This window comes from Nocardia sp. NPDC004718, from assembly GCF_053601535.1.
Window position 1 is genome coordinate 103,143 of the sequence record NZ_JBSGCA010000008.1, and the last position, 12,509, is coordinate 115,651.

Below are 12,509 nucleotides of genomic sequence, written 5' to 3' on the forward strand. Positions count from 1 at the left end.
CTCGGTTCGGGCACCGCGGGCCCGCTCACTTCCGCAGGATCAGATCGAGCGCCTCGGCGCGCGAGGCGGCGTTGGACTGCAGCAGTCCACGCACCGCGGAGGTGGTCGTGCTCGCGCCCGGCTTGCGGATGCCGCGCATCGCCATGCAGAGGTGCTCGGCCTCGACCACGACGATCGCGCCCCTCGGGTCCAGCTTGCGCATCATCGCGTCGGCGATCTGGCTGGTCAGCCGCTCCTGCACCTGCGGGCGCTTGGCGTACAGGTCGACCAGGCGGGCGAGTTTGGACAGGCCGGTGACCCGGCCGTGCGGACCGGGGATGTACCCGACATGGGCGACACCGTGGAAGGACACCAAGTGGTGCTCACAGGTCGAGTACATCGGAATGTCCCTGACCAGCACGAGTTCCTGATGGCCCTCGTCGAATGTGGTGTTGAGCACCGAATCCGGTTCCACGTAGAGCCCGGCGAACGTCTCGCGGTAGGCCCGCGCGACCCGGGCGGGCGTATCGAGCAGGCCGGGCCGGTCGGGGTCCTCGCCGACGGCGATCAGCAACTCCCGTACCGCCGCTTCGGCTCGCGCCTGATCGAACGACCTGCCCGTTTCCAGTGCCACGAGGCCCGGCTCCGGCAGGCCGATGTCGATGCCGTTGTGCTCCGCACTGTCCACTTCGGCGAGGGTGTGACCACCGCCATGCTCGTTGGCCGACAATCGAGGACACCTCCAAACTCCCCGGGCGCCGGCAATCTCTCGGCACCCCAGATGGTCGAGCCTAATCGTCACAGGTCAGTGACGACCGTTCGGTCCATCCCAATCACCGTCGCCCTCGCCGTTCGGATTCGTCCGGCGCGGCTCGTCGTAACCGCCGTGGTCGCCGTACCCGTCGTAGCCGCCTTCGGGCGAACCCTGCGGACCCCACGGCTGGTAACCGTGCCGCGGCTGCTGCGGGTCGCCCCAGCCGGGCTGCCCCTGCTGCGGCTCGTCGCGCGGCGGCCAGCCGGGAGCGGACCAGCCCGCCGGAGCACCGTAGTCCGGCCGCGAACCGTGCGTGCCCTGGCGCGGATAGGCCGGAGCGGGCGCCTGCGGCAGCGGGTAGCCGGGCGCGGACGGGCGGGGATACTGCGGCGGAGCGCCGTAACCGCTCTCGTGCGGCGGATACCCGTTGGCGGGCTGCGGCTCGCGCTGCGCGGACGCGGCCACCGGCTTCACCACCGGCTCCGGCGGCCACGACTCGCCGCGCTCGGCGGCCAGCTCGCCCGGGGTCTTCACCGGCGGCTTGTCCGAGGGGACGCGCTCGCCGAAATCGTTGAACGCGGTGATCCGCGGGCGCTTCTGCACGGAGGCGAGGATCTGCTCGAGATCCTTGCGGTGCAGCGTCTCCCGCTCCAACAGCGCGGTGGCCAGGTCGTCGAGGACGTCGCGGTACTCGTTCAGGATCGCCCACGCCTCGGTGTGCGCGGCCTCGATCAGGTTGCGCACCTCCACGTCGATCGCGCCCGCCACCTCGTGCGAGTACTCCGAACCCATGCCCATCGAGCGGCCGAGGAACGGGTCGCCCTGCTCCTGGCCGTAACGGACCGCGCCGAGCCGGGCGCTCATGCCGTACTCGGTGACCATCGCCCTGGCGATCTTGGTGGCCTGGTCGATATCGGAGGACGCGCCGGTGGTCGGCTCGTGGAACACCAGTTCCTCGGCCGCGCGGCCGCCCATCGCCATGACCAGGCGGGCGATCATCTCCGAGCGGGTCATCAGGCCCTTGTCGTCCTCGGGCACCGTCATGGCGTGGCCGCCGGTGCGACCGCGCGCCAGGATGGTGACCTTGTAGACCGGCTCGATGTCCGGCATCGCCCAGGCGGCCAAGGTATGGCCGCCCTCGTGATAAGCGGTGATCTTCTTCTCGTGCTCGCTGATGATCCGGCTCTTGCGGCGCGGGCCGCCGATCACCCGGTCGACCGACTCCTCCAGCGATTCGCCGGTGATCATCGCGCCGTTCTCGCGGGCGGTGAGCAGCGCGGCCTCGTTGATGACGTTGGCGAGGTCCGCGCCGGACATGCCGACGGTGCGCTTGGCCAGGCCGTCCAGATCGGCATCCGGGGAGATCGGCTTGCCCTGCGAGTGCACGCGCAGGATGGCGCGGCGACCGGCGAGGTCCGGATTGCCGACCGGGATCTGCCGATCGAAGCGGCCGGGACGCAGCAGCGCAGGGTCGAGGATGTCGGGGCGGTTGGTGGCGGCGATCAGGATGATGCCGGTGCGGTCGCCGAAGCCGTCCATCTCCACCAGCAGCTGGTTGAGGGTCTGCTCGCGCTCGTCGTGACCGCCGCCGAGGCCCGCGCCGCGCTGGCGGCCGACCGCGTCGATCTCGTCGACGAAGATGATGCAGGGGCTGTTCTGCTTGGCCTGCTCGAACAGGTCGCGCACGCGGGAGGCGCCGACGCCGACGAACATCTCCACGAAGTCCGAACCGGAGATGGTGAAGAACGGCACGCCTGCCTCGCCCGCGACGGCACGGGCCAGCAGGGTCTTACCGGTGCCGGGCGGACCGTAGAGCAGGACGCCCTTGGGGATCTTGGCGCCGAGGGCCTGGTAGCGGACCGGGTTCTGCAGGAAGTCCTTGATCTCGTAGAGTTCCTCGACCGCCTCGTCGGCTCCGGCCACGTCGGCGAACGTGGTCTTGGGCATGTCCTTGGACAGCTGCTTGGCCTTCGACTTGCCGAAGCCCATCATGCCGCCGCGGCCGCCGCCCTGCATGCGGGCCATCACGAAGATGAACAGGCCGAGCAGGATGACCATCGGCAGCACGAACAGCAGGATCTGGGTGAACCAGCTCTCCTGCTTGACCACGGTGTTGTACGGGGCGCCGGAGTTCTTCACGGCCGAGAAGACCTGGGCGGAGGTCTCGCTACCGCCCGGATACTTCGCGATGATCTTGTTCTGTCCGCCGGTGGCGTCGTTGCCGTCCTTCAGCTCGATGCGTAGCTGCTGCTCACGATCATCGATCTGGACGTTCTGGACGTTGCTCTTGTTCTCGAGCTGGCTCAGGGCAACCGATGTATCGACGCTCTTCCAGCCCCGCGTGTCGTTGCCGAAGTAGCTGAACGCATAGATCACGAGCAAGATGCCCGAGACTATGGCCAGGGTGCGAAACACTGTCTTGCGGTTCATAGAGCGTCGGCCGGGGCGGCCAGTCCTTTCCGGTGTCTCCGGTTCTTGCCTAGCGATGCGTCTGGCGCGTCCGGTTCCGCAGGGTTCGGATGCGGACAAGCCACGTTACCGCGTACGGTCTACTCGATACATCGCGCAGTTCGGCTGCAGGTGCAGTTAAAGAGGTAAACGACCGGGGATCGACGGTGGTTCCCGATGTCTCCGGTTCGGCTTCCTCCAAGTGGCAACAATCATGGCATGTTCGGCCTATCGTGAGCGACGACACAACATCGCGGCGCGAGCGACGGGCACGTAGGCGGTGGCTCGCACACCACGAAAGGCCCCGGGAGCGCCGCAGACCAGACACGAGCGCAGGGGGTATGGACATAGTCGAGTTACGAACACCCACAGCGATACTGCGTCACGGCCGCGGCAGGTTGATCGTCTTGCGACCCGGATCCGACGGCGAGCGCGTGCTCGATGTCCCGGTCTCCGACCTGCTGAAGGTCCGGCTGAATCGGCGCGCGGACGACGCGGTGGTGATCGAGATCTATCTGCGCTACCCGACGCCCGTGCTCACCGGCGTCCCCGCGGACCGCACGCCCCTTCCGGTGATCATCGCCGAGCACGACGTTCCCGCGGCCACCGAGATCGTCGACCGCATCAACGCGCACATCCTGGCCACCCAGCGCATCGACGTGGCGGCGCCGGACCTGCGCCCGCCCACTCCTACCTGGGGACGTGGCGGCCCCACCCGCGCGGACGTGGAACGGGCGACGCGCAGGATGTCGCCGCGCCGTGAGGCGAAGCAAGCGATAGCGGCTCTGCATCGTTACGTGACGCCGGACGAGTACGTCCTGGAGACCGCCGTCGCGGTCGCGCACCCTCCGGCGGGTAGCGGCTCCGGCCTGCTCGCCGCCACGACGACGCGGCTGCTGTTCATCGCGATCGGCGACAGCCGGTACGCGTACGAACTCCCGATTCCCGTGGTCGTATGGGCGCGCGTGACCGATACCCCCACCGCGGGGCGCGGCGAGATCGGCCCCGGGCGCGGCGCGACCGGCGCCGAGGTGCACGACGGCAGCCGCACGCTGCAATTCGCGGGCGCCGACCGCGCCGACACCGAGCGGGTCATCTGCGCGGTGAACTTCGCGGTACGCCGGGAGTCCGCCGACGGCGCCGCGGGACCCGCGGATCCCGGTGTGGCGCAGTTGTATTCGGAGTGGGAGCTGCTGGTCGAGCGACACTCCCTCGGCATGGTCGACGACGCGCAGTTCCAGCGCTACGGCCGCGGGATCCTGCGTTCACTCCCCGACGGGAGCTGAGTTCAGCGCGATCCGCCGCCACGGGCTGGTCGGACGCAGCCACAGCCGCAGCAGCTCCTTGCGGCGGTCGACGCCGCCGTTCTTCAGCTCGGCCAGGTCCTCGCAAGCCTGCCAATAGGTCCAGCCGGTGAGGTAGGCGTCGCCGAACTGGCGCCAGTTGCGGTACTTGCTCTGGGCCAGCGGCAGGGCGCGCGCCAGATAGCTCCAGGCCACGTCGGCGTCGAGGTACCCGGCCGTGTAGGCCATCCTGGCCACCGCGACGACCCTGGCCAGATCCCAGGCGTGGATGTCACCCGGCAGCGGCCGGGCAAGATGGTCGGTGAATCCGATCTTGATCGCCTGCGACCAGATGTCGTAGTCGCGGACCAGCGCCTCGGGATTGTCCATCCCCCGGAACGCTCCGACCTGCCGCAGGAACGCCCGGTGCCGGTCGGCGCGCTCACCGAAACGATCGCGCTCACTGGCGTTGATCGAGGCCGTCACCAGCGGGTGCACCAGCGCGTAGAGCGGGGCGTGCATGCCGTCGAGCAACTGCTCCATCGACGCCTGCGCCTCGGTGCCGTCGGTGATGCCCCACGCGCCGGTGAGCGTGTCGATGGCCAGTTCACGCCGGTCACCGAGCGGATGCGCGCGTTCCGGGCCGAGCAGCAGCGCGTCGTGGAAGGCGTCCCAGCGCGCGGAGTAGAAGGCGCCGAGGGCCAGCGCCCGCAGTTCGTCGTCGGATACCGCGGCGCCGGACCAGTGGTCTTCCTCCCGCTCGTCCAGTTCCGCGTACGGAAAGGTCGTCAAGGTGGGTACGCCGCGCGAAGACATGCCCCGATTGTTCCCCATCCCGCGCGGGGTACGCGCGGGATTCGCGGATGGCCGCCTCTGTCGGTCGCGACGCCGGACCGCGGGCGGGTCCGCCGGGCGAATCGATTTCGGACTCGGTTGGTTCTTGCACTGACGCATGTCGTGATCTGGGGCTAGTGTGCTCGCATGTGTAGAAACATCACCGTCCTGCGTGGTCTGGAGCCTGCCGCAACCGAGCAGGAAATCTATGCCGCCGCACTGCAGTACGTGCGCAAGGTCGGTGGCGTGTCCGGCCTGAGCTCGACCACCAAACCGGCCGTCGACAAGGCCGTCGCGGCCATCGCAAACGCGACCACCACCTTGCTCGCCGAGTTACCCGACCGCAGGGTGGCCCCGACCACCGAACCGCCGCTGCGCCGGATCGCCGCACGGGAGGCCGCGGCGGGAGAGTAGACAGGCGGCCGGTTCAGGGCAGTGCGTCGGCGCCGTAGACGGCGACGCACACCAGCGCGATCTCCAGCGGCAGCCCGCGCTCTTCGATCGGATATCCCAACAGCTGTTCGATCCGCTGCACGCGGTAGCGGACCGTGTTCTTGTGGACGCCGAGCACCTTCGCGGTGGCCTCCGGGCTGCGTTGGCTGCGCAGATAGGCGTGCAGCGTCTCGCGCAGCCGTGCGGCGTTCCCGTCGCGCGCCGCCAGCGCGCCCAGTTCCCGCTCGACCAGTCCTCGCATGGCCGCTTCGTCCGCGCCGGCCAGATAGGCGATCTCCACCGTTCGATACCCGGTGACGCGCCTCCCGCCCACGGGTGCGCGCTCGGCAACCTGCCGCGCGGCGACCGCCTCGCGATGACTGCGACGGAAACCGGCGATTCCGGCGGCGGGCACACCGAACGCCACCCGTACCGGCGCCTCGACCTGCGCCGCGGCCAACCGCTCCACTTCGCCAGGCACCGCGAGTTCGGCGCCGTGTTCCCCGTCGTCCGATCCGGCCCACGCCCACATCGCGCTGGCGCCGGAGGGAACGGTGAGCACCCGCGCGCTGCCCAGTGCCGCGGCCAGCCGCGCCGCTACCCGATCCAGCAGTCCGGTCGACTCCGCCTCCGCACCGGCGGGTTCTCCGGTCGGCTCGTCGGTCCATAACACGAAGGCCAGGTGCCGCTGGGAGAGCCGGTAACCCAGCCGCACCGAGGCCTGATCGACGTCCACGTGCTCGCCGTCCAGCAGGGCGCGGACGGTCTCGGCGCGCCGGTTGAAGGCAGCGCGCAGTACCTGCTCGCGCTCCTCCATGTAGGTGTCGGTGAGCAACTCGACCGACGTGCTGATCCACTTGGTGACCCGTTCGAACAGCCGCAGCAGCACCACGCGTTCGAGTTCCGGCGTGGCCCGCCGCTGCTCGACGACCTCGGTCATGTAATCCAGCACCGCCTCCATGCCCACGTGATAGACCCGCAGCAGCAACCGCAGCTCGAAACCACGCCTGGCCACGCTGCGCGCGAACGCGTGCGCCTCCTCCGGGAGTGAGAACTCGAAGGTGTCGCTGGCCAGGCGGCTGAGCACGATCCTGGCGTGCGCCCTGGTGCTGGCCGCGAGGTCGCGGCGCATATCGCGATCGGCGAGTTCGGGGATGCGCGCGATGATCACGTCGTCGAGCCGGGTGACGATGCGTTCGAGCGCTTCGGCGCGCGTCGTCTCGTAGACGTACTCCGCGAGCCAGTCGCGCACTTCGTCGGGAGCGGGGCTCGGCCCGGCCGCGGCGCCCGGCGAAGGCACAGCGGTCATCGCCCTCTCCTTCGGCTCGGCGGATACCGAACCATTGTTTGTTTCATAGACACAAAATCACCCGTTTTCCTTGACAATCTGGGCCAAGAAAGTCTGTTCGGATTGTGTCACGATCATAGTTCAGTGGCCTGCCTCACAGCAGTCAGCAGACCGCGGTTCAACACGACGTCAGTGGGAGAACAGCAGTGACCAACACCGAACCAGCGCCCGCGACCGAGAAGGCGCGGGCACGCGAAACGACCGCGAAGAAGGACGGTCCCGCCGTCATCGAAGTGCGCAATCCCGGCACGGGCGAGGTCGTCGGCACGGTGCCGGACGAGACCGCGGACGCGGTCGCGGCCAAGGTCCGCGAACTGCGGCTGTACCAGCCGGAGTGGGAGGCGATCGGCCCCGAAGGGCGCAAGGTCTGGCTGCTGAAGTTCCAGGACTGGTTGATCGATAACACCGACCGCCTTGCCGCCGTGCTGCAGTCGGAGACCGCCAAGCCCCGGGTGGACGCACTGATCGATCCGGGTTTCGCGACCGATCTGATCGGCTACTACGCCCGCCGCGCGGCCAGGTTCCTCGCCGACGACCACCCGTCACCGCACAGCCCGCTGGCCCGCGTCAAGCGCTTGACCACGGTCTACCGGCCCTATCCCGTGGTCGGCGTCATCACGCCGTGGAACTTCCCGCTCGCCATGCCGGTGATGGACGTGTTTCCCGCGCTCGCGGCCGGAGCGGCCGTCATCCTCAAGCCCTCCGAGGTGACCCCGCTCTCCGCGATCGAACTGGCGAAAGGCTGGGCGGAGATCGGCGCGCCGCCGATCTTCGCGGTGGTCACCGGCGCGGGCGCGACCGGAGCGGCCGTGGTGGGCAACGCCGACTACATCCAGTTCACCGGTTCCACCGCGACCGGCCGCAAGATCGCCGCAGCGTGCGTGGAACGGATGGTGCCCTACAGCCTGGAACTCGGCGGCAAGGATCCCGCGATCGTCCTGGCCGACGCCGACCTGGATCGCGCCGCGCACGGCATCGCCTTCGGTGGCATGTTCAACTCCGGCCAGGTCTGCATCTCCGTGGAGCGGGTGTACGTCGAAGCGCCGGTGTACGACGAGTTCGTCGCCAAACTCACCGCCAATGTGCAGGCGCTACGCCAAGGCTTGGACGGGCGCGAGTCGAAATACGACGTGGGAGCGCTGGCCAACGAGAACCAGGCGGCCATCGTGCAGCGCCACGTCGACGAGGCCGTCGCGGCGGGCGCCAAGGTGCTCACCGGGGGCAAGCGGGCCGGATTCGGCACCGCGTTCGAGCCGACCGTGCTGGTCGATGTCGACCACACCATGGCCTGTGTCACCGAGGAGACCTTCGGCCCGACGCTGCCGGTGATGAAGGTGGCCGACGAGTCCGAGGCGATCCGGCTGGCCAACGACTCGGTGTACGGCCTGTCGGCCTCGGTGTGGACCGGCGACAAAGAGCGCGGCGAACGGATCGCACGGCAGCTGAACGCGGGCGCGGTCAACATCAACGACGTCTTCGCCAACCTGTTCAACTACGCCCTGCCCATGGGCGGCTGGGGGCTGTCCGGCGTCGGCGCCCGCTGGGGCGGCGCGAACGGCGTGCGCAAGTACTGCCGCCAGCAGGCGATCACCACGCCGATCCTGCCGACGCAGCAGAAGGAACTGTTCTGGTACCCGTACTCGATGCCGAAGCTGCTGTTCGCGCTCGGCGCCATGCGCGCGGCAGGCGCCCGCGGGCTGCGCCGCCTCGACCTTCCGGCACTGCTGAAGCTCAAAGGGGACGACAAGTGACCGAAGCGAAGCAGATCCGCGCCAAGGTCGTGGTGATCACCGGTGGGGCACGCGGCATCGGACTCGCCACCGCGACCGCGCTGCAGGCTCTCGGCGCGCAGATCGCGATCGGCGATATCGACGAGACCACGGTCAAGGAGTCGGGCACAGCACGCGGTTTCGAGCTCTACGGCAAGCTCGACGTGACCGATCAAGAATCGTTCGACGGCTTCCTCGACGAGGTGGAGCGCACCCTCGGCCCAATCGATGTGCTGATCAACAACGCGGGCATCATGCCGACCGGCAAGCTGGTGGACGAGCCGGACCCGCTGACCCGCCGGATCCTGGACATCAACGTCTACGGCGTGATCCTGGGCTCCAAGCTGGCGCTGCGCCGGATGCTGCCGCGCGGCGGCGGGCACATCATCAACATCGCCTCACTGGCCGGGGAGACCCATATCCCCGGCCTGGCCACCTACAACGCCAGCAAGCACGCGGTGCTCGGCTTCACCGACACGCTGCGGGAGGAGTACCGCGGCACCGGCGTGCGCTTCTCCTCGGTACTGCCCACGCTGACCAACACCGAGCTCGGGTCCGGCGTCACCGCGCCCAAGCTGATGCGGGCCGCCGAGCCGGAGGAGATCGCCGACGCCATCGCGAAGCTGATCGTCGCGCCGAAGTCGAAGGTCAGGGTGACCGCGGTGGCCGGGTTCATCGCACAGTTCGTCGGCCTGCTGCCGGAATCGCTCGGTGACAGCATCGGCCGCGCGCTCGGATCCGGCCACGCCTTCCTCGACGACGTCGACGGCGAGAAGCGCAAGGCCTACGAGGAGCGCGCTCGCGGCGCGTGAGCGCGGCGCGAAGCAGGGGCGCCGCGGCCGGGATTCGTCTCGGCCGCGGCGCCCCGTCGTGTTCGGGCACATCGGGAGCGCCACACACCGACGGTATTGTGAGGAAAATCACGCGCGCACTCGCCGACATCGCGGAGCGGGCCAGCGGCAAATCCTCAGCCGATACTCGACGGCCACAAAGGTGTCCATAATCCGCCACAAAGACTCCCGATTCATGCTGGTCAAGTGCCCAAATCGAAGAACCCGACGGTAAACCGCCACGGCATGCCGAAAATTCGCCAACCACCTGGTGCGCAGCACCATCGCAGGCAATATGCTGTCCCTAACAAACCTGCCGACTGTTTCGGCACCAGTATCCGAACTTTTCGGCCTGATAAGGCTGGAAATTCCGGACCGATTCTGATAGCAAGGGGCTATGGACCCGCATTTGCGCGACCTGCGGTATTTCGTCGCCGTCGCTGAGGAACTGCATTTCACGAACGCCGCTCAGCGGCTGCACATCGCTCAACCCACCCTGTCGCGTCAGATCCGGCAGCTGGAACGTCAGCTCGACGTGGTCCTGTTCGACCGCAACCAGCGCAGTGTCGCGTTGACCGTCGCGGGCAAGGAACTGCTCGAAGGCGCACGCAAGATCCTGGAGTTGTGGGAGGTCACCAACGTCTCGCTGCAGGAGGCGGGCGAGGTGTTGCGCGTCGGCATCCAATCCACGCTCGGCCGCGGTCTGCTCAGTGATCTGGAGAGCGCGAGCGGACATCGTCTCGCACTGCACGCGGCCTCCTGGACCGATCCCTCCAGCGGCCTGGCGGGTCGGCAGGCCGATCTCGCTCTGGTCTGGCTGCCGTTGCCGGACCAGAGCCGCTACCGGTGGCAGGTGCTGCGCACCGAACCGCGCTGGGTGCTGCTTCCGGAGAACCACCCGCTGGCGATCTCGGAGACCATCGAATTCGCCGATCTGCTCGACGAACCGTTCGTCGCACTGCCTACCGAAGCCGGTGCGGTGCGCGATTTCTGGCTCGGCAACGACGGACGCGGCGGCCGTCCGCCGAAGATCGGCGCCGAAGCCGCGACCGCGGAGGACAAGCTGGAAGCCGTGAGCCTCGGCCTCGGCGTGTGCCTGCTCGCCGAGAACAACGTGCCGATGTACCGCTGGCCCGGGCTGACCGCGCGTCCCGTGTCGGGGCTCGCGCCGTGCGAGCTCGCCGTGGCCTGGCGGGCCGACGACAACCGGCCGACCATCCTGGAGTTCGCCGGACGGGCCGTCGAGGGCGGGTTCGCGGCGCAGCAGTCGCCGGTCAGCGTCTGAACCGGCCCGGCGGGGTCTCGGGGGCGGTGCGCTGCCACGGACGGAGGGTCTCCAATTGCGCTGCCAGCCGTAGCAGGGTGGATTCGCTGCCCGGTGGTCCCGCGAGCTGAGCGGCCACCGGCGTACCCGACCAGGGATGCATGCCCATGGGAACGGAGGCGGCGGGCCAGCCGACCAGATTCCACAGCGGAGTGAAGGGTGCCAACCGCGCGCCGGTGAGCAGAGTGGCAGGACGATTGCGGAAGTGCCAGGCCCGCGCCGTCGGCGGCGGGGCGGCGAGGGTGGGAGTGATCACCACGTCGTAACGCTCGAAGAACTCCAGTAGTCGCGCCTCCACCCGGTCGATCTGGGCGGGACGAGCGAGCCGTAACCGATGCACCGTCCGGCCCAGAGCCAGGCGGTGCCGGGCTCTCCGCGATAGTCGGCCGGGCTGGAGTAGCGCGGGGGCCTCGCGGGCACCGAGGGCGAGCCAGCGTAGCGAGGCCACGAGCAGGGCGTTTCCGTACGGTAGGGCGGTCGGTTCCACCGAATGGCCTGCCGCCGCGGCCACCGAGGCCGCCCTGCGCGCCGCGGCGGTCCAGCGGCGGTCGACGCGCAGCAGGCGAGAAGGTGGATCCACCGCCAGTCCGATACGTAGTCGGCCGGGTGGATCCACCTCGGCTAGGTCCGGTCGCGCCGCCAGGACCGACAACGCCAGCGCGGCGTCGTCCACGCTTGTCGCGAGGACACCGTTCTCGACCAGGCTCGACCACGGGCCCGCAGCGGGGACCGTGTACTGCCCCGGCTTGATCCCGAAGATTCCACAGCACGCGGCCGCGACCCGCACCTCCCCCAAGCCGTCGCAGCCGTGCGCCACCGGAACCAGTCCGGCCGCGATCGCGGCTCCGGCCGCGCTACCCGCGTAGCGCGTGGGGTTCCACGGATTGCGGATGACACGCTCGGTGCCCGCGCTGGTCACCCACCGACTCGGCTCGGGAGCCGCGACAAGGCCAATGACCACCGCTCCCGCGGCGCGCAGCCTGGCCACCACGGGGTGATCCGCGGCGGCTACCGGCCCCCACGGCACCGGCTCGCCCGCGAGGGGAACGCCGTGCTCGACGACGACGGGGACACCGGCCAGGGGCAGCACGTCGAGGTCGTCGCGTTCCATCAGGCCGACCGACTCGGCCGTCGCCTGTTCGGCGCGCAGGACGCTGAAGGCATGGCGTTTCCGGTCCGCCGCCGCGATCCGCGTCCCGGCATCCGCGGCCACTTGCCCGGGGTGCAGCAGGCCGTCTCGCACGCACGCCGCGATCGTCGCGGCCGGGCCGCGTTCGAGGGCGGTCTCGGCTTCCGGAGCGCCGTCGGGCCGCGCGTCTGCGACGGCTCCCAGCAATCGGGCGGGCATCGGCTCGCCGGTCTTCGGGTTCGGAACGGCGGTGTGCGGAGCGGCGTTTCCCGCTGAGATCGAGCCGTCCGCCATGATTGCGGCCTCGTCGGACATGTGCTGGTCATCCCCCGTCGCGTCGTTGTCGAAATCGGGTGATCCACTGTCGAGCCGCAAGTTA

At 69.3% G+C, this 12,509-nt stretch carries 10 protein-coding genes; 5 read left to right on the top strand and 5 right to left on the bottom strand.

Going from position 1 to position 12,509, the window contains the following annotated elements:
* Window positions 1-25: 25 nt before the first annotated feature.
* A complete protein-coding gene (gene folE, locus ACWEH3_RS08835) occupies window positions 26-667 on the bottom strand; it encodes a GTP cyclohydrolase I FolE (protein ID WP_450018189.1) in 642 nt (213 codons plus the stop codon).
* Window positions 668-784: 117 nt separating this feature from the next.
* Entirely contained in the window at window positions 785-3,163 is a 2,379-nt protein-coding gene (gene ftsH, locus ACWEH3_RS08840; RefSeq protein WP_450018125.1) for an ATP-dependent zinc metalloprotease FtsH, read from the bottom strand.
* Between the two features lie 359 nt (window positions 3,164-3,522).
* Between ftsH and ACWEH3_RS08845 the strand changes: the two genes are divergently transcribed.
* Window positions 3,523-4,467, top strand: a complete 945-nt coding sequence (locus ACWEH3_RS08845; protein WP_450018123.1) for a hypothetical protein — start codon at window positions 3,523-3,525, stop codon at window positions 4,465-4,467.
* Here ACWEH3_RS08845 and ACWEH3_RS08850 read toward each other — a convergent pair.
* Complete coding sequence (locus ACWEH3_RS08850; RefSeq protein ID WP_355079160.1) at window positions 4,447-5,280, bottom strand: DUF1266 domain-containing protein; 834 nt, start codon at window positions 5,278-5,280, stop codon at window positions 4,447-4,449. The genes ACWEH3_RS08845 and ACWEH3_RS08850 overlap by 21 nt on opposite strands.
* Before the next feature lie 165 nt (window positions 5,281-5,445).
* Between ACWEH3_RS08850 and ACWEH3_RS08855 the strand changes: the two genes are divergently transcribed.
* Entirely contained in the window at window positions 5,446-5,712 is a 267-nt protein-coding gene (locus ACWEH3_RS08855; protein ID WP_067794607.1) for a DUF2277 domain-containing protein, read from the top strand.
* Window positions 5,713-5,725: 13 nt separating this feature from the next.
* Here the strand turns inward: ACWEH3_RS08855 and ACWEH3_RS08860 are convergent, their stop codons facing one another.
* A complete protein-coding gene (locus tag ACWEH3_RS08860) occupies window positions 5,726-7,039 on the bottom strand; it encodes a PucR family transcriptional regulator (protein WP_450018121.1) in 1,314 nt (437 codons plus the stop codon).
* 185 nt (window positions 7,040-7,224) lie between these two features.
* Between ACWEH3_RS08860 and ACWEH3_RS08865 the strand changes: the two genes are divergently transcribed.
* The 3 genes from ACWEH3_RS08865 (at window position 7,225) to ACWEH3_RS08875 (ending at window position 10,962) form a co-directional block, all read left to right on the top strand.
* Window positions 7,225-8,829, top strand: coding sequence for an aldehyde dehydrogenase family protein (locus ACWEH3_RS08865; protein ID WP_450018119.1), 1,605 nt, complete (start codon window positions 7,225-7,227; stop codon window positions 8,827-8,829).
* Window positions 8,826-9,659: an SDR family oxidoreductase gene (locus ACWEH3_RS08870; RefSeq protein WP_450018117.1), complete on the top strand. Its 834-nt coding sequence runs from the start codon at window positions 8,826-8,828 to the stop codon at window positions 9,657-9,659. Before ACWEH3_RS08865 ends, ACWEH3_RS08870 begins: the two co-directional genes overlap by 4 nt.
* 415 nt (window positions 9,660-10,074) lie before the next feature.
* Window positions 10,075-10,962: a LysR family transcriptional regulator gene (locus ACWEH3_RS08875; RefSeq protein ID WP_039794639.1), complete on the top strand. Its 888-nt coding sequence runs from the start codon at window positions 10,075-10,077 to the stop codon at window positions 10,960-10,962.
* Here the strand turns inward: ACWEH3_RS08875 and ACWEH3_RS08880 are convergent.
* The gene (locus ACWEH3_RS08880) at window positions 10,952-12,445 is read right to left on the bottom strand and encodes an amidase (RefSeq protein WP_450018114.1); all 1,494 of its coding nucleotides are present in this window, start codon (window positions 12,443-12,445) and stop codon (window positions 10,952-10,954) included. The two genes, ACWEH3_RS08875 and ACWEH3_RS08880, sit on opposite strands and share 11 nt — an antisense overlap.
* Window positions 12,446-12,509: the final 64 nt, after the last annotated feature.